The 17,656-nt window shown below is 72.3% G+C and carries 13 protein-coding genes; 5 read left to right on the top strand and 8 right to left on the bottom strand.

The features are described 5' to 3' along the window. The first annotated feature begins 45 nt into the window (after positions 1-45). A complete protein-coding gene (locus OG332_RS09955; protein ID WP_442816128.1) occupies positions 46-933 on the top strand; it encodes a S1 family peptidase in 888 nt (295 codons plus the stop codon). 94 nt (positions 934-1,027) lie between these two features. Next, the gene (locus OG332_RS09950; RefSeq protein ID WP_327413108.1) at positions 1,028-1,507 is read left to right on the top strand and encodes a hypothetical protein; all 480 of its coding nucleotides are present in this window, start codon (positions 1,028-1,030) and stop codon (positions 1,505-1,507) included. A 55-nt stretch (positions 1,508-1,562) separates the two neighbouring features. Here OG332_RS09950 and OG332_RS09945 read toward each other — a convergent pair whose 3' ends face one another. From OG332_RS09945 to fxsA, 6 genes are all read right to left on the bottom strand, one after another. Further along, positions 1,563-2,459, bottom strand: a complete 897-nt coding sequence (locus OG332_RS09945) for a DUF4231 domain-containing protein (protein WP_327413107.1) — start codon at positions 2,457-2,459, stop codon at positions 1,563-1,565. A gap of 84 nt (positions 2,460-2,543) precedes the next feature. Next, positions 2,544-6,536 (bottom strand): FxSxx-COOH system tetratricopeptide repeat protein, encoded by a 3,993-nt coding sequence (fxsT, locus tag OG332_RS09940; protein ID WP_327413106.1) that lies wholly within the window; start codon positions 6,534-6,536, stop codon positions 2,544-2,546. Continuing rightward, positions 6,520-7,887: a TIR-like protein FxsC gene (locus OG332_RS09935; protein WP_327419165.1), complete on the bottom strand. Its 1,368-nt coding sequence runs from the start codon at positions 7,885-7,887 to the stop codon at positions 6,520-6,522. The genes fxsT and OG332_RS09935 overlap by 17 nt, the downstream gene beginning before the upstream one ends. A gap of 92 nt (positions 7,888-7,979) precedes the next feature. Then, positions 7,980-8,828, bottom strand: a complete 849-nt coding sequence (locus OG332_RS09930; RefSeq protein WP_442816127.1) for an aminoglycoside N(3)-acetyltransferase — start codon at positions 8,826-8,828, stop codon at positions 7,980-7,982. After that, positions 8,825-11,077, bottom strand: a complete 2,253-nt coding sequence (fxsBH, locus tag OG332_RS09925; RefSeq protein WP_327413105.1) for a radical SAM/SPASM protein FxsBH, inactivated beta-hydroxylase extension form — start codon at positions 11,075-11,077, stop codon at positions 8,825-8,827. The genes OG332_RS09930 and fxsBH overlap by 4 nt, the downstream gene beginning before the upstream one ends. 29 nt (positions 11,078-11,106) lie before the next feature. Next, on the bottom strand, positions 11,107-11,271 hold the full coding sequence (gene fxsA, locus OG332_RS09920) for an FxSxx-COOH cyclophane-containing RiPP peptide (RefSeq protein ID WP_319727240.1): 165 nt from the start codon (positions 11,269-11,271) through the stop codon (positions 11,107-11,109). Positions 11,272-11,597: 326 nt separating this feature from the next. Between fxsA and OG332_RS09915 the strand changes: the two genes are divergently transcribed. After that, the gene (locus tag OG332_RS09915; RefSeq protein ID WP_327413104.1) at positions 11,598-12,170 is read left to right on the top strand and encodes an NADPH-dependent FMN reductase; all 573 of its coding nucleotides are present in this window, start codon (positions 11,598-11,600) and stop codon (positions 12,168-12,170) included. Here the strand turns inward: OG332_RS09915 and OG332_RS09910 are convergent. Then, the gene (locus tag OG332_RS09910) at positions 12,167-13,069 is read right to left on the bottom strand and encodes an alpha/beta fold hydrolase (protein ID WP_327413103.1); all 903 of its coding nucleotides are present in this window, start codon (positions 13,067-13,069) and stop codon (positions 12,167-12,169) included. The two genes, OG332_RS09915 and OG332_RS09910, sit on opposite strands and share 4 nt — an antisense overlap. A gap of 690 nt (positions 13,070-13,759) precedes the next feature. Further along, positions 13,760-14,314: a TetR/AcrR family transcriptional regulator gene (locus OG332_RS09905; protein WP_327419163.1), complete on the bottom strand. Its 555-nt coding sequence runs from the start codon at positions 14,312-14,314 to the stop codon at positions 13,760-13,762. Positions 14,315-14,501: 187 nt separating this feature from the next. On the opposite strand from OG332_RS09905, the gene OG332_RS09900 reads away from it, so the two are divergent. Both OG332_RS09900 and OG332_RS09895 read left to right on the top strand, forming a co-directional pair. After that, positions 14,502-15,890: a purine-cytosine permease family protein gene (locus tag OG332_RS09900; protein WP_327413102.1), complete on the top strand. Its 1,389-nt coding sequence runs from the start codon at positions 14,502-14,504 to the stop codon at positions 15,888-15,890. Positions 15,891-15,976: 86 nt separating this feature from the next. After that, positions 15,977-17,635, top strand: coding sequence for an amidohydrolase (locus OG332_RS09895; RefSeq protein WP_327413101.1), 1,659 nt, complete (start codon positions 15,977-15,979; stop codon positions 17,633-17,635). Positions 17,636-17,656 lie beyond the last annotated feature (21 nt).

Below are 17,656 nucleotides of genomic sequence, written 5' to 3'. Positions count from 1 at the left end.
CCCCCACATCCGCCGGGCCCCCGACCCTCTCCAGGAGGACGAGAAGTGAGGATCAAGCGCATGACCCGTACCAGGCTGCTCGCGGCGGCCACCGGCCTGGCCGCCGCCGCAGCGTTCGCCGTCCCCACGGCGGCGACCGCGGACCCCCAGGACGGCGGCGGATTCAGCGCCGACCGGCTCGCGTCGGCCAGCGCATCCGTGCTGCGCGCCAACGTCGGAGGCACCGCCTGGCACACCGACCCCGCCACCGGAACCCTCGTGGTCACCGCCGACTCCACCGTCTCCGCCGCCGCCATCGACAGAATCAAGCGCGAGGCCGGAGCGGACGCCGGGGCGCTGCGCATCGAGCGCACCCCCGGCAAGCTCACCAAACTGGCCTCCGGCGGCGACGCGATCTATGCCAACAGCTGGCGCTGCTCGCTGGGCTTCAACGTGCGCAGCGGCAGCAACTACTACGCCCTGACCGCCGGGCACTGCACCGACGGCGCGGGCACCTGGTGGACCAACTCCGCCCGCACCACCGTGCTCGGCACCACCACCGGCTCCAGCTTCCCGACCAACGACTACGGTCTCATCAAGTACGCGAGCAACACGCCGGTGCCCCCGGGGACCGTCGGCAGCCAGGACATCACCAGCGCCGTGAACGCCACGGTCAACATGTCCGTGACCCGGCGCGGCTCCACCACCGGCATCCACAGCGGCCGGGTCACCGGCCTCAACGCCACCGTGAACTACGGCGGCGGCGACATCGTCTACGGCATGATCCGCACCAACGTCTGCGCCGAGCCCGGCGACAGCGGCGGCCCGCTCTACTCGGGCACCCGCGCCGTCGGCCTCACCTCCGGCGGCAGCGGGAACTGCTCCTCGGGCGGCACGACCTTCTTCCAGCCCGTGGTCGAGGCCCTGAACGCCTACGGGGTCAGCGTCTACTGACGGTGCCTCACGCCCCCGTCGCACCCCTGGACGTCCTCCCGCCTTCTGGGAGGATGTCCAGGGGTGCGTGTCCGCGGGGGAGGCAGGTTTCTGCATGAAACGTATCGGCGTGACCGGACACCGGTCCATTCCGGATGCGGTGCTCGGGCATGTGGAGAACGGCCTGCGCGCCGTACTGGGCGGCCACGAAGGGCCGTTGGAGGCGTTCTCCAGTCTCGCCGAGGGGGCGGACCAGCTGTTCGCCGCCATCGCGCTCGAATGCGGCGCGGGACTGACCGTGGTGATCCCCAGCGGGGACTACGAGGACGGCTTCGAGGGCACCGAGGCCCTGGCCCGCTACCGACGGCTCAAGCGCCGAGCCACGCAGGAGATCCGGATGGACTTCGCCCGCTCCACGGACGAGGCCTACTACGCCGCCGGCACCTACATCGCCGACTCCTGCGACCGCCTCGTCGCCGTCTGGGACGGGCAGCCCGCGCGCGGGCACGGAGGCACCGGCGAGATCGTCGCCTACGCGCGGGCGCTCGGCAAGCCGGTCACCGTCATCTGGTGCGAGGGCGTGTCCAGGGACTGAGCCACGCCCCCGCCGTCGGGTCGGCGGTCCACCGGGGTGACGGTTCGACCGGGCCTCAACTACTGTGCCGGGCAAGCCAGTCGGTGTGCTGCGGGGAGACGTACCGCTCGGTCTCGTACACCGACGAGGGCCACTGCGACTCGGTGATCGTCGTCTGCATCACGACCATCATCGCCGCCAGGTCCTGCTCGATCAGGGAGTGCGCCTCGATGAGCGGATGATGGCGGCGGACCTCGTTCCAGGCGATGCCGGCCGCGGCCGCCGCGCTCAGCAGTGCGGTCAGCTTCGGCCCGGGCCCCGACCCGAACGACCCCAGCAGCGCGAACAGCAGGGCCAGGCAGGTCAGCAGCACGATCGTCCACGACCACAGGTTCGTCGCCCGCCGGGACACCTCCGTCCGCCGCCGGTACCAGTTGCGCTGCTCGATCAGCCGGTCCCGGACGTACGTCTCCCGCCGCACCTGGTAGCCCATCCCGCGCAGCCGCTGCATGGCGCCGGTGATCTCCCCGCCCTCCGGTACCGTCCCGGCCGTCCGCGGATCCTCCCAGCCCATCTTCCGCAGCTCGGCCAGGCCCGCCTCCAGCCGGGTCCGGTACGTCTCCTCGGGCGCGCCGACCTCGCTGCCGAACGGCGCCCCGTGCACGGCGTACCGCCAGGCCAGGGACTTGATGAACTCCGCCGCGCTGCGGTTGAGCTGCCACTGCGGGCGCGCCCGGCGCCTGGTCGCCCGCATGCCCACGCCCAGCACCCCCGCGTACGCGAGCACGCTCAGCAGCCCGAGGAGGTACAGCGAGCCCAGCTTCGGCCCCGAGGGCAGTGCCGCGGCCCCCGCGGCGGCCACGAGCAGCACCAGCTGGGTGCGGGTGGCCTGGGTGGACTCCCGCTGCCGGGAGACGGCCGCCTGGTCGGTGTGGTGGAAGAGGGCCGGCAGGTCCTCGTTTCGGAAAGTCATGCTGTCGGTCACAGCGCCCCCCTGCTGTCGGGTGGCGGGCGGCGGGAGCCCCGCGGTCGCGGGGCCCCGCCGCCCTCCGTGGAATCACACGGCGAGAGGCTCCAGATCGCGGTGGATGCGCCGCTCGTCACGGGCGTACCGGGTCAGGCTGTGGTCCTCGCCGAGGAGTCGGCTCAGTTCGGACACCGCCTCCGCCCGCAGCCGGGCCGCCTCTTCCTTGCGGCCCAGCGAGTCCAGGCTGACCGCCATGTTGGAGCCGGCCGCCAGGGTCTCGGGATGGTGCCCCCCGAGAGCCTCGCGCAGCCGTATCACGGCGAGCCGCTCCAGCTCCAGGGCGCCTTCCGGATCGCCCAGATCGGCCAGGGTGTTGGCCAGGTTGAGGTGGGCGAAGACCGTGTGCGGATGGTTGTCGCCGAGGACGTCCCGCATCAGCCGGATCGTCTGCCGCAGCATCGTCGCCGCCGTCTCCGCCGCGCCCGTGCCCCAGTGGAAGACCGCCAGGTTGTTGACGGCCGCCAGCGTGTACGGGTGCCGCTCGCCCGGCACCTTCATGTACTCGTCCACCACCTCCTGCGCCAGGTCCCGCGCCCCGCCCGGGTCCCCGGTCGCGAAGAGGTCCGAGGCCAGGTTCAGCTCGCAGGACAGCAGGTCCGGGTTGACCGAGGTGTACTTGGCCCGGTAGCGGGCCCGGGTGGCCGTGGTCAGCCGGAGCGCGTCCTCCAGCTGGCCCGCCCGGCGCAGCGACACCGCCAGGTTCTTCGCGGCCGACAGGGTGCCGGGGAAGGCCCGCCCCAGCGTCCGCTTGTAGGTCTCGTAGGTCCGGCTGAGCAGTTGCACCGAGTCCTCGTACCGGCCCACCTCGCGCAGGTCGCGGGCGAGGTTCTGCGCGGAGGACAGGGTGTACGGGTGCTCGGGCCCGAGCACCTCCGTGCGCAGGTCGTGCACCTCCTGGTCGATCTCACGGGCTCTGGTGTACTGGCCCACCAGCCGCAGGTTCAGCGCCAGGTTGTTCGCGGCGGCCAGCGTGCGCGGGTGCGCCTCGTGGAAGATCTGGCTGAAGCCCTCGTGGGCGTCGGTCGCCAGCTCCATCGCCTCCGCGTACTGGCCGAGCGCGCCCAGGGTGTTGGCGAGACCGCTCATGGTCATGTACGTGTGCGGGTGCGAGGGGCCCAGCACGGCCCGCTGGCGCTCCAGGGTGACCTCGTCCAGCTCCTTCGCCTCCACGAACCGCCCCTGCGAGCGCAGGATGTTCGACAGGTGGAAGCGCAGGTACAGGTACTGCAGGTCGTCGTTGCCCAGCATCTCCTTCCAGGCTTCGCGCAGCTCCTCGCCGAGCGCGTACGCGGCCTTGAAGTCGCCGCGCTTCCACAGGTAGCGGACGCGGTCGATCAGCAGTCGGCGGGTCTCCGGCTCCTTGCAGTACCGGGCCTCGGACGGGGTCAGGTGCGACCAGATGGTGTTGAACCGCGGCCACGTCTCCGGGTTGTCGATCGGCTCGTCGTCGTCCGGCCGGGCGCCCGCCAGGATCCGGTGGACGGCGTGCCGGGCCTCCCGCTGCTCCTCCTCGGTCAGCTGGGCCCGGATCACCGCCTGGACCAGCCGGTGCACCTGGATGCTGTTGCTGACCTGGTCGACCTTGGCCAGCGCGAACCGGCCGATCTCCCGGATCACCCGGCCGAGCACCAGCTTCTCCTGCAGGGAGGAGTCGTAGGGCTTGAGGGCGTCGATCATCTCCTTGCTGTAGAGCAGGTTCGCGGAGATCGGCTCGGGCGCGAGGAAGGCGCACAGCTGGAGCAGCCGGACCGCGGCCGGGGAGCGGGACTGCAGCCGTTCTATCGAGATGTTCCAGGTGGCGGCCACCGGCTCCGGATAGCCGGGCGGCTGGTTCAGGGCCAGTACGCTCGCGGCCTGCTGGGCCAGCTGCTCGATGTACGCGGCCACCGGCGTCGCGGTCTCCGCGATCCAGGCGCCCGCCTGCTCGACGGCCAGCGGCAGGTCGCCCACCGCCACCGCCACCTGCTCGGCGTCGTCCTTGCTGAGCCCCGGGGCCCGGCGCTGGAGGTGCTCGATGGACTCCTCGCGCAGGAACACGTCCACCGGGAGCGCGTCCCCGTACTGCGACCAGGACTGGTTGCGGGAGGTCACCAGCACGTGGCCCGGGCCGCCCGGCGGGAAGAACCGCTTGAGCGTCTCGGGATCGTCCGCGTTGTCGAAGACCAGCAGCCAGCGCGAGGAGGGCACCCCGCGCCGCAGCAGGTCGATCGCCTCCTGGGAGGCGGCCGCCATGTCCTCGCCGGTCTGTGCACCCAGGCGTACGGCCAGCTCGGCGAGGGCCGCGACCACGTCGTCGGTCTGCTCCGAGGAGATCCACCACACCAGGTCGTAGTCGGCCATGAACCGGTGCACGTACTCCAGCGCCACCTGGGTCTTGCCGACGCCGCCGAGCCCGAACAGGGTCTGCGGCTGCGGCAGCACCACGGCCATGCCGCCGCCGAGCTGGTCGCGCATCCGCTCCAGCACGATGCTGCGCCCGGTGAACCCGGGATTGCGCGGCGGCGCGTTCCAGATCTTCGGGACGGTGCCCGGGAAGCGGGGGCCGGGCTGGGAGGCGCTGGCGACGCTGTCGGGCAGCGCCATCGGCCGTTCCACCGCGCGCAGCAGGGCGGCGGTGGCGTGCACCTCGTCGAGCCGGAAGAGGTCCACCGGGTTGCGGTCGATGTAGGGCGTGGAGAGCCGTACGTCGCCCACCCTCAGCGGCACCAGCTGGCGGCGGCCCCCGGTCGGGTCCTCGGCCGCGGCCCGCTCCCACACGTCCACGGCCCGGGCGGACTTCAGGTAGGCCGTGGAGAGCAGCACCACCGTCCGGGCGGCGGTGTCGATGCTGATGCCCGTCCCGCCGCCGAGGGTGTCCCCGGATCCCGCGGTGACGGGGGCCCGCTCCGCGGAGACGTCCTTGGGCACGACCCGGAAGCCGGCCCGGGTGAGCACCGACTCGATCCAGTCGGCCCACATCCGGTTCTCGGCGACGTAGGAGAGGAACAGGTCGGCGGGCAGGGCCGGGCGGCGCCGGGTGAAGGCGTCCCTGATCCGCAGGCGGACCTCCTCGCCGATGACCGGCATGGAGGTGATCTCGCCCTCGGTGACCACCGTGGTGAGCCGTTCGAAGGCGGAGAGGAGGGAGTTGGTGAGCCCGGCCTCGTCGCCGAAGGTGGCCAGGGTCTCCTCGTAGGCGTAGTAGGGCCGGTACGGGATCTCCACCGCGCCCCAGTACGAGGTGAGCTCGTCGCCGACCAGGCCGCCCGGGAAGCGGTCGAACTTGATCCGGGCCAGAGCCCGGCCCGCGTCGGCCTTCTCCTTCTCGCCCTCGTCGATGCGCATGGGGACGGGGTAGATCTTGATGCCGCGGTCGTTGAACCGTTCGTCGATCTGGCGGGCCACGGACGCGGCGCCGTCGATGGACTGGTCGGAGAGGGTGAAGCAGTCGACCAGGACGTCCGGGAGGTGCACGGTGCAGATGTCGGCGATGTCGGACAGACCGGTGCGGCTGTCGATCAGGACGTAGTCGTAGTTCTTCTTCATGTCGGCGCGTAACGCGTCGAAGAAGAGGCCGCCGCCGAGGCGGTCGTAGAAGTTGTCCCAGTCGAAGGTGGAGACGGTCGCGGAGTACTCGCGGTTCTGCCGGCCCGCGGAGACGAAGTCCAGGGTGCCGCCGTCCGGGAACTCCCAGCCGAGGGTCTCCGGGGTCAGCGAGACGGCGTGCGGCTGTATCCGCGCGTAGTCCTTGTGCCAGTCCTCGGCGCGCTGCACCGGACTGGTCGCGGCCCAGGCGTACTCGCTGATCAGGTCGATGACCCCGGTGGTGGCCCCGAGCGTGGACGGGTCCAGGAAGGGGTGGAAGAAGCGGTGCAGGCCCGGGGCCTCCAGGTCCCAGTCCACGGCGAGGACCCGCTTGCCGTTGGCGGCCAGGATCCAGGCGGTGTTGGCCAGCGCCATGGTGCGGCCCGTGCCGCCCTTGTACGAGTAGAAGGTGACGATGCGTCCGTCACGGCTGTCCGTGCTGTCACGACTCGCTGTCATCCGCGTCCCCCCGGTCGGTGTCGTTGCTGTCGTTGCCGTCGATGTGGGCGTCGTACGCGTTGTAGGCGTCGGGCGGGAAGGGAGCCCTGGGCGGTGCGGGCGGCTCGCTCATCCCCATCGGCCCGAGCAGGCGCGGGCGTTCGGTGTGGGTGTTGCCGGCCGGCAGGTAGACCTGGGCGTGTCTGAGGAACTGCTGGGCGGCGGCCTCGACCACCTGGGGCAGGATCTGTCCGAGGGTCTCCATGTTGGCCACGCCGTTCGCGGCGGCCCGGCAGGCGGCCCGGCCCTGGCCCATCTTGACGGGCAGGGTCTCCTCCAGCCGCCGTGCCAGCTCGGCCTCCTTCGCGCGGCTCTGGTGGTCGTAGCGGTTCCACGGCACGACCACGTTGATCCACGGGCGGGACTCCTGGTCGAAGGCGGCCAGGCGCTGGCGGCGGTGCTCGTCCTCCACCACCCAGCGGTCGACGATCAGGATCTCCGGCCGGGTCGGCGGCTGCTTGCTGTCGAAGTGCCCGGCCTCGTCGTCGAAGGAGGACATGGTGGTCTGGTAGTTGAGGTTCTTGATCACGTCCTCGGCGACGTACGCGATCGGGCGCTGGGACACCGGATGGTACGGATTCCAGTCCAGGGCGCTCTCCCCGTAGTACTCCGGGCTCCGGCCGTCCGGCAGATCGTGCCGGGAGCCGGCCGCCACGGTCACGTGGAGGGTGCGGGCGGGGCCGCTGCCGGCGCTGCCGGCGCTGCCGGAGGGGCCGAAGGCGCTGGGCACCACCCGGTAGTCCATCGGGCGGACGGGATCGAGACGGACGGTCTCGGCGACCCGGACGATGCGCCGGGCCAGTTCGTAGACGGCCCGCTCGTACTGCTCGGCGTATCCGCGCAGTTTGATCAGCCCGTACAGCCCGTCGGTGACGTAGCGCTCGCCGAAGGTGTTGTGGTTGAACTGCAACCGCTCGGCAGGACCGGGCAGTTGGGAAGGGGGGACCGGCACCCATAACGCGGGCACGATGGCCTCGGCGCGCTCGTTGCTCGCCGCGCCGTGCTGGATCGCGCGGTGCGCGAAGGCGAACCATTCCTTCCCGCACATCTCACTGGCGAAGTACCGCGGCGAGAACAGGGGCACGAAGACCCGGCAGGTGGCGAGCGCCGCCCCGAGCCGTTCCGACCAGCCCTCGCCGCTGCGTATCTCCCGGTCCATGAACCCCGCTTCGGCGCCGGCGGGCAGATCCGTCAGCGCCATGACGTGGCCGCAGAGATCGCGGAAGAGGCGCTCCACCCACATGTCGGGGTCGGGCCCCCCGGCCCCGAATCTCGGTGTATGCGCATAACTGAGAAAAAAATATGGCTGCACTGATGCGGGCAACACGCCCCCCGTCCCGAAGCTGCGAGCGAAGAAACATCATTCCGGAGCTGCTTCGCCACATCCCCTCATCGTTCAGTCAATCAGCGTCTGTTTTCGGTCATCCACTCAAGGGCGTGGTCAACGGCATCCGGGAGGGAGAAGAGCATGGTCGCCGCCCCTCCCACCCACCCCCTGCGCACCCGGGAATCCGGGAACGTCCTGCCGATCTCCGCGAAATCGCCGTCGTCCAGCGCCACGTCCTCGTAGGCGGTCCACGCCCCTTCCTGCCGACTCCCTTGCCGCCCCGGAAGGTTCACCTTCACCACACACTCGTACATGCGCAAGGGGGGCTTCGGAATTCGATACTCCGCGAGATGGAAAGCCGTGCAGACCGAAAACCCCACATTGATCATGAGTACCTGACCGCCCTCCCAGCACAACTTCCCCAGCGGTGTCTCCTCACCCAGGTGGCTTTCGATGCGGTGCCCGGAGCAGAGCCGCTCCGCGTCCGCGCCGAGGGCGGCGAAAGAGGTCTGCGGGTGGGCGCTGCGCGCGGCGCCCGGCGTGGTGCGGACGGCCTCGGCGAGGGAGCCCATGCCCTGGCTCGGGGTGCTCGCCGGGTCGAAGGCGGGCATCCGCTCGCGGAAGGCCCGCACCCCGGACCCGTCCAGGCCGGCGATCCGATCCAGATGGGCGCCGGAGGTCTTGGAGTTCTCCGGGGTGAACGCGGGGACCACCAGGGTGCCGCGCGGGCCGAGGACCCCCGTGAGGGCGTCGCGCAGCTGCTCGGCGCGCAGTCCGGTCCCGCCGAGGGCGGCGTGCACCATGAGCCGCATCCCGGGGCGGACCCCCAGCAGCCGCAGCTGCACGGCCAGCCGGAGGGTGCTGGTTCCCCGGCCCGGGCCGGCGGGGGCCCGGGCCGGGGTGGGGGAGGCGGAGGGGGCGCTCACGCGCCGACCGCCTTCAGTTCGTAGCGGAGCTCCGCGACGAGGCGCTTGCCGGTGGTGGTCAGCTCGGCCGCCTCGGAGAGGCGGTCCAGCGCCCGGTGGATGCGGTCCGAGCCGCCCGGCTCGGGCGCCGCGGTGGCCCGGCGGTACGCCTCCACCGCCACCCGCTCGTGCACGTCGGCCAGCAGCCGCGACACCGGGACCGGGCGCTCCCGCCACGGCGAGGGGTGCTGCCACTCCCCGTCCAGCGCGTACAGGTCGGCCACCTCGGTCAGGGCCCGCAGCCGGGTCCGCCGCCGCCCGGTCAGCAGTGCGAGCGCGGTCTCCCGCACCCCGGCCGCGTACGGCACCCCGAGCGCTCCCGGCCCGTGCCGGCCCGCCTCGCCCCAGTCGCCGGCCCGCGGGCCGCCCGCGAGCGGGGTCAGGGTGGTCAGCCCGGTGGCCGCCGCCCGGGCGAACTCCGGCACCGCCTTGTGCAGCAGCGCCCACGCCCGGTCCAGCCTGCCCCGCCACTCCTCGGCCTCGCCGGTGCCGAGCCGGAGCCGGGGCGGGCGGGGGAAGCAGTTGCGGTACGGGTCGAGGTCCTCCAGCGCCACCGGCGCCGCGTCCGGCCCGGGCGACCAGGTGCGCACGGGCTGCCAGCGCGCGTCCCCCGCCGCGGGCCCGAACCGGTGCTCGGCGCGCCCGTCCCGTACGGCGTACCCCTCGTCGGTGACGTGCAGCGCGGCCCGGCCCTCCGTGCCGGGCTCCCCGAGCCGCAGCAGCCCCAGCGTCGGCAGGTACACCTCGCCGTCCCGGTAGGCCACCTCGGCCGGCAGGTCCAGCCCCCCGCGCAGGACGGCCGCGACGGCCAGCGCGGTCAGCCTGCGCGTCGCCTCCGGACCGTCCTGCCGACCCTCCCGGGCGGCGTCCAGGGCCGCCAGCACCCAGGTGCGGGTGAACGGGTGGTCCAGTACGGCGTCCAGCGCGTCCGCGCCCGCCTCCCCGGCCTGTTCCACGGCGGCCAGCAGCTCCCAGGCGCGCGCCCAGCCGGGTTCGGCGCCGAGGTCCGCGTGGAGCCGGGCCAGCAGGATCCGGGTCAGCTCCTCCTGGGAGCGGGCGAGTTCGGCCGGGTCGGAGAGCTGCGGCGCGGTCTCCCGCAGGGCCGTGCGGCCCTCGACCCCGTCCACGAGCTCGCGCAGGTCGGTGCAGTAGACGGAGGGGTTGTCGAAGCCGTTGCGGTCGCGGTAGCGGTGGGTGTAGAGACCGCCGCCGCATGAACGTACGACGGGGCACCGGCGGCACGAATCGCTGACGCCCGCGAGGCCCAGCTGCCGGGCGCGCACCCCGGGATGGGCCGCGACCTGGTCAAACGCATGGTCGAAGACGTTGAACCCGGTGGCCGCGGCCCCCTCGAAGGCGCTCTTGAGGGAGTCCACCTGCTCCAGGGTCCCGTCGGTCTCGACGACGACGAGGTCCGTGGGCGCGAGGCCGAGCGACTCGGTGAGGCTGGGGCCGCCGCGCAGGGTGGAGAGCAGGGAGTCGAAGAGCCGTACGGGCACCGGGCGGCCGAGGCGCTCCCAGTGGTCGAAGATCCGCAGGAGCCAGCGCGCGTACGCGTCGGGTGCGTCGTCCGGGCGGACCGGAGGGGTCTCCCAGGTGGCGTGCGGGAGGAGGAAGTCCACGCGTGGGGGCTCGAGTCCGACGAGCGCGTCCAGTACGGCCACCGGATCGTTGGCCACGTCCACGGTGCAGAGCAGACCCTGGTAGAGGTGGCGGTAGGGCTCCGAGCGGAGCAGTGCGACGGCGGCCAGGACCAGCGGGTGGCTCGTACGGCCGTCCGCGAAGCGGCGGTGGCGGTCGTTGGCGGCGCGGTCCCCGTCCAGGGAGATGCCGACCCGGACGCCGAACTCGTCGAAGAGGTCGAGGTAACGGGTGCTGAGCTGCAGGCCGTTGGTGTGGATCCGCAGGTCGAGGGCGGCGGTTCCGGTGAGCGCCCGGCTGAACTCCTCGCACACGAGGCGGAGCCGGGCGGTGCCCGCCAACAGGGGTTCCCCTCCGTGAAGAATCACCGTGACGGAGGGGAGTGCATGGTCACGGGCATGTTCGGCGAGCCGCGACGCGGTGTGCGAAATTACCTCGGGGGAGATCACCTTCGGTCGGGCTCGCCAGCTCTGATCTGCGTGTTCGTAGACATAGCAATGATCACAAGCAAGATCGCATCTGCTGTGAACTTTCAGGACGATCTCGCGAAATGCGATCAGGCCGGTCATTCCGCCAGTCTAGAGCGCTTACTTCGGTGTCAGAGCGCGGAGTTGAAGATCGGCGCCTGAACCGGACGGCCGGATTCAGCCGGCAGCACGCGACCGAGCGTCGCCGCCGCGGAGGCGGTGTGGACGTCGATCTTGGCGAGCGGGACCCTGCGGGCCTTGACCGTGCTGGTCGCGGGGGTTGCGGAAGTGTTCACGACACCGTCCTTGGGGAAGCCATGTGGAATGGGCATGTGAATGACAACAGCGACGCGCTGCCGTCAAGCGTGGACTTTACTCGGCCACACCCCATTGGCAACCGAGACATGACGCCTGGTCAACCGTTCTATAGCAAGCTCGGCGTATTTCTCGACGTGGCTTATTCGGCCGTTCGCCGGACGGCAAGATCCTTTTTGCCCGGCGGCGGACCCGGACCGGGACCCGGCCGGAGCCGCACCCGGCGCCGCACCCGCGTCCGACCGGGGTGCGCGAACGCCGCAACCCGGCGCTGACCTGGCCCCACCCGCCTCGGTAGGTTGGGTGCATGACCACGCCGCCCCTGATCCTCCTGCTGTCCGGAAGTCTGCGCGCCGGTTCCTCCAACGAGGCGGTGCTGCGCACCGCGCAGGCCGTCGCCGCCGAGACTCCCGCCGGCGTGCGCACCGTCCTGTACGACGGGCTCGGCACGCTGCCGCACTTCAACCCCGATGACGACACCGACCAGTTGCCCGCTCCGGTGGCGGGGCTGCGCGCGGCGATCGCCGCGGCGGACGCGATCCTGGTCTGCACCCCGGAGTACGCGGGCACCCTGCCGGGATCGTTCAAGAACCTCCTGGACTGGACGGTCGGCGGTACCGAGATCGGCGACAAGCCCGTGGCCTGGGTGAACGCGGCAGCTCCCGGCCGCGGCCAAGGCGCGGAGGCCACGCTGCGCACGGTCCTCGGCTACACCGGCGCCGCGGTCGTGGAGGAGGCCTGCGTACGGATCCCGGTGACCGGGGGGATGTCCGGCCGGGACGGGACGATCGCCGACCCGGAGGTCCGGGCGCGCATCGGCGAGGTGCTCGGCGTACTGGCCGGCCGGGACCGCCCGGACGGCCAGGACGAGACCCCCTAGGCGGGCTGCTGCTCGCTGAGGGGCGGGATGGGCAGGTCGCGCAGCAGCCAGTTGAGTACGTCGGGCAGTGCGCGCAGGGCCGCGAAGTGCGCGGCGGCCGGCTCGATGGCGGTCGTGGCCCCCGGGATGCGGCGCGCCAGCCAGCGGGAATGGCCCACGGGGGAGAACACGTCGAGCTCCCCGTGCCAGATCAGCACCGGGCAGCGGATGTCGGCCGGGTCGAAGCCCCAGGGGCGGCTGAAGGCGAGGACGTCGTCGATCCAGCCGTACGCCGAATGGCGCAGCCCCTCACGGTAGTTCCGCAGCAGCATCGACCGCAGGCCCGCATCCGAGACGATCATGCGGTCGTTCTCGGTCAGCTCCCGGCGCAACTCGTCCAGCAGCCGGCCGGGGTCCTTGCGGATGCCGTCGGCGCGCGGGATCAGCCGGGCCGCCAGCTCCTCGGGGTCGGCGGTGGCGGTGGTGTACTCCTTGACGTTCGACGCGGCCATCCCGGCGAACCAGTCGAGGTCCTCCGCGTCCCGGGGGGCCAGGCCGACCATGGCCGCGGTCCGGGTGACCCGGTCCGGGAGCAGGGCGGCGCAGGCGAGGGCTCCGGCGGCGCCGCCGGAGCGGCCGGCCACCGCGAAGGTGTCCAGGCCGAGGGCGTCGGCGATGGCGGCCACGTCCTGGGCCACGTCGGCGACGGTGCGGCCCGGGTGGCGGTCGGAGCCGCCGTAGCCGGGTCTGTCGTAGGCGATGAGCTGCATGCGGCGTTGGTAGAGGACCATGCCCCGGGGGGCAGGGCCCAGGCGGCTGCCGGGCATGCCGTGGAGCAGGAAGACGGGCTTGCCGTCGGGATCGCCCCAGCGCTCCACGGTCAGAGCGCGCCCGTCCGCTGTGCGCACCTGATTGCGCACGCGCTCCCTCCTTCACGATCGGTGCGAGTCGTCACCGAGATTGTGCTCGCTGGGGGAGGAGCGCGGTAGGGCGCACTTCGTGCGAAATTCTTGTGAAGGCTTTCACGAGTGCGCAGGGCGCCTTTGGTCCTCTGGTATATGCCCAGGTCAAGTAGGGGACCTTGGGGGCGTGAACGGGTGTGCGCGGCCCTTCGGTCCGCCCGGAAAGGGCTTTTTCGGCACGGACGCTTCCGCTTTTGCGCGTCGAATTGCGGCATCAGGCTGAGGCATCGGGAAAAACCCGGTCAGGGTCGGTCCGGTTCGAAATGAAGGAGTTCCGCCGAGGCGCGGGCGGGGCGGTCGAGGGCGGGAGGGAGGCGGGAAGGGCCCGCCCGGGGCGTCGACAGCGTCGGGGCGTCGGGCGGGCCCTCTCACGTCCCCGGCGCGGGCGGCGGCCGATGGCCGGGCGGGGTCACAACCGGGCCTGGGACCCGTCGAGTTCCACGAACCCCAGCAACTGCCTCAGCTGGTTGAAGCTGGTGATGCGGCGTCCCGTGACCGTGATCGAGCCGCCGATTCCGCGGCGCAGTCCGAGCGCGAACCGGGCGAGGGAGCCCCACTGGTTCTCCAGTCGTGCGTACGGCTCCGGAGGCTTTGCCCGTGTCCTTATCCGTGCACCCCTGCTTGCCTCGGGGTGCGCGGTGCGGGTTCCTAGAGGCGCGGGATGAGGGCCGCCGCCGCCGAGCGGGCGTGTTCCAGGGCCCGGGCCCGGTCCGCGCCGCGCTGGCCCAGGACGACCCGGGTGCTCAGGCCGTCCAGCAGGGCGAGCAGCTCCGAGGCCCGTCCGGGTACGTCCATGGGTGCGAAGCGGCCCTGCTCCACGCCCTTGGCGAGGAGCGCCTCCAGGTCCCGCTGCCAGCTCTCGTCGAGCTCCTCCTGGGCCGCCTTCAGCTGCTCGTTGGAGGCGGTGCGGGCCCACAGCTCGATCCAGAGCGTCCAGCGCGGGTCGCGCGGGCCCTCGGGGAGGTAGAGCTCCAGGTACTGGTCGAGCTTGCGCGCGGCCGTGACCCTGCTGCCCAGCAGTGCCCGGCGCTCGCCGGTGAGCTGCTCCTCGCTCCAGCGCAGCGCCTCCAGCAGGAGCCGGTCCTTGCTGCCGAAGTAGTACAGGATGTGGCCGCCGCTGGTGCCGAGCCGCTCGGCCAGCGCCGACATGGTGAGCGCCGCGAGACCGTCCTGCGCGATGGCCGCCATGGCTTCTTCCAGCATCCGCTCCTGGGCGATCCGCCCATCGCGCCGCCGTGCCGCCCCCGCTCCTGCTCGCGCCACCGGTCCCGCCCTCCGTCTCACCTGGCCCGACCTTATCCCGGACGGGGTCTTGACGAGGGCGGGGTCCCACCCTCATCTTGAATGCCATTCAAGAACTTAGAACGGCGTTCAAGATCAGGGGTGCAATATGGCGCAGCAGACAGCCGACGTCGACGAGGTGTTCCGGGTCGAGACGCACGGGATCGATCCCATCCCCGACGCGGAGCGCCACGGCAGTGCCAAGGACCTCTTCTGGCTCTGGTTCGGCTCCAACCTCACCTTCACCTACGTGATCAACGGCGCGCTCGCCGTCGCCTTCGGGCTCTCCTTCTGGCAGGCCACCGCCGTGGTCGTGATCGGCGGACTGTCCTTCTTCGCCATCAGTGCCGCCGGACTCAGCGGCATCCGCACCGGCACCGCCACCCTCGTCATCTCCCGCGCCGCCTTCGGCGTGCGCGGCAACTTCCCGGCCGGCGTCCTCAACTGGGTGGTGAGCATCGGCTACACCATCGTCAACACCGTGGTGGGCACCCTCGCGCTGGAAGTCTTCTTCGCCGAGATCGGCTGGCAGGGCGGCACGGCCGGCCGTGCCGTCGCGCTGCTCATCACCCTCGCGCTGACCTTCGCCGTCGCCATGTGGGGCCACGCCACCGTGCAGTTCGCCGAACGCTGGATGGCCTACGTCCTCGCCGCGGGCTTCGGCCTCCTGCTGCTCTTCGTCCTGCCCGGCGCCGACACCGCCGCCGCGGCCACCGCCCCCGGGCTGTCCGGCTGGAGCCTCGCCTTCGTGGTCATGTTCGCCGGGCCGTTCTCGTACGTGCCGATGCCCGCCGACTACACCCGCTACCTGCCCCGGACCACCTCGCTGCGGTCCATCACGTGGACGGGCGCGCTCGGCGGCTTCGTCTCCTCCGTGGCCCTCGGCGTCGCCGGCGTCGCCGCCGCCACCCAGACCGACATGACCGACGCGGTCGCGGGGGCCGAGAGCCTGCTGCCCGGCTGGTTCCAGCCGCTGTTCCTGGCCCTCGTACTCGGCGGCTCGGTCACCAACTCGATCATCACGCTCTACTCCTCCAGCCTGAACCTCCAGGTCCTCGGCATCCCGTGGAGCCGCGCCCGGGCCATCGTCATCAGCGCCGCCGTGACCGCCGTCGGCTCGCTGGCCGCCCTCTTCCTGACCGACTTCACCACCTCCCTGCTCTCCTTCCTCTCCCTCCTGATCATCGTCTTCGCCCCCTGGGGCGGGGTCTTCCTCGCCGACATGCTGCTGCGCCGCTGCCGCTACGACTCCGACGCACTGCACGCGGGCCGTGCCGGCGCCTACTGGTACCGCTCCGGCTACCACCCGGCCGGCCTGGCCGCCCTGCTCGCCGGCATGGCCTTCGCTGCCCTGACCTGCGACTCCGAACTGTGGACCGGACCCCTGGTGGCCCCGCTCGGCGGCGCCGACCTCACCCTGCTCGGCTCGGTCGTCTCCGGACTCGCCTACTGGGCGCTCACCCGGCGCCGGATACCGGCGTACGCCCCGGCCGCCTGACCGGCCGAGCGCCCCGGCCGCCTGACCGGCCGCCCGCCACGCCCGGCCGCCCGCACGACACGTCACACGCAATGGAGCCCCCTCACATGGCACGCCACCCCTTCCCCGTCGACCTGCTGCTCACCGGAGCCCGCATCCACACCGTGGACCCGGACCTGCCCGAGGCCGAGGCCCTCGCCGTGTACGACGGCCGGATCGTCTGGCTCGGCCCGGACCGCGAGGCCGCCGCCTGGGCCGGCCCGGACACCGAGCGGATCGACGCGGGCGGGAAGCTGGTGCTCCCCGGCTTCATCGACGCGCACAACCACGTCCGGCTCGGCTCGGACGACGCCTGCGTGCAGCTCGCCGGGGTACGGACCCTGGCGGGCATCCACGAGCGGATCCTGGCCTGGCGGGAGGCCAACCCGGACGCGGAGTGGATCGAGGCCGAGGCCTTCGACTACTCCGCGATCCCGGACGGCCGGATGCCGTGCGCCGCCGACCTGGACCCCGTCACCGGGCACACCCCCGCGATCGTGCTCTCGTACGACGTGCACACGGCCTGGCTGAACACGGCGGCCATGCGGCGGCTGGGGGTCTCGCGGGACCGCACGGACCTCCCCTTCGGCACGGCGGCGGTGGACCCGCAGGCCGGCGAACCCACCGGATTCGTCAAGGACTTCGCCATCAAGGGGCTCTCGCGCGACGGCCACCGGGCGCTGCGCGACCTGGGCGTCCCGTGGGCCTCGCCGGACCGGCAGTACGGGCGGCTCGCCAAGAGCCTCGACGACGCGATCGGCTTCGGCATCACCACGGTGGTCGAGCCGCAGAACTCCCTCGACGACCTCGCCCTCTACGAGCGGGCCCGGGAGGAAGGCCGGCTGCGCTCGCGGATCGTCGCCGCCCTGTTCCACCCGCGGGGCACCACCGGGGAGGAGCTCGACGCCTTCGCGGCGGCCGCCCGTGCGTACGCGGGGGAGCGGCTGCGGGTCGGCCCGCTCAAGCTCTACATCGACGACGTGGTGGAGCCGCGCACGGCCGCGCTGCTGGAGCCGTACGCGGGCTGCGGCCACCACCGGGGCGAGACCTTCTACCCGGCCGAGGAGTTCGCGGAGCTGCTGGCGGAGCTGGACGCGCGCGGCTTCCAGTGCTTCGTCCACGCGACCGGCGACCGCGGCATCCGGACCGTCCTGGACGCGGTGGAGCACGCCCGGTCGGTCAACGGCCCGCGCGACGCCCGCCACCAGGTGGTCCACGTGGAGTGCCTGGACCCGGCGGACGTACCGCGCTTCGCGGAGCTGGGCGTGGTCGCGTGCATGCAGCCCAGGCACTGCGCACCGGAGATCGCGGGCCCCGGCCAGGACTGGGCGGAGAACGTCGGCGAGGGCCGCTGGCACAAGGCGTGGCCGATGCGCAGCCTGCACGAGGCCGGGGCGGTGCTGGCGTTCTCCAGCGACTGGAACGTGGCGGAGATGGACCCGATGGTCGGCATCTACACCGCGGTGACGCGCCGCCCCCTGTCCGGCGCCGGCCCGGCCTGGCAGCCGGCCGAGACGGTGGACGTGGCCACGGCGGTGCACGGCTACACGATGGGCTCCGCCCACGCCAACTTCCTGGACCAGGAACGCGGTTCGCTCACGGTGGGCAAGGCGGCGGACTTCGTGGTCCTCTCCCGCGACATCCTCGCCGTCCCGGCCGACGAGATCCCGGGCACGGTGGCCGAAACGGTGGTGGTGGCAGGCGAAATCGTCCACCGGGCCACCTGAGTTCCGGCGGCCGGTGTGCCT

It is taken from the genome of Streptomyces sp. NBC_01233 (genome assembly GCF_035989305.1).
Taxonomy (GTDB): domain Bacteria; phylum Actinomycetota; class Actinomycetes; order Streptomycetales; family Streptomycetaceae; genus Streptomyces.
Note: the sequence above shows the minus strand (reverse complement) of the source record. Positions and strands in the feature narration are given on the sequence as shown.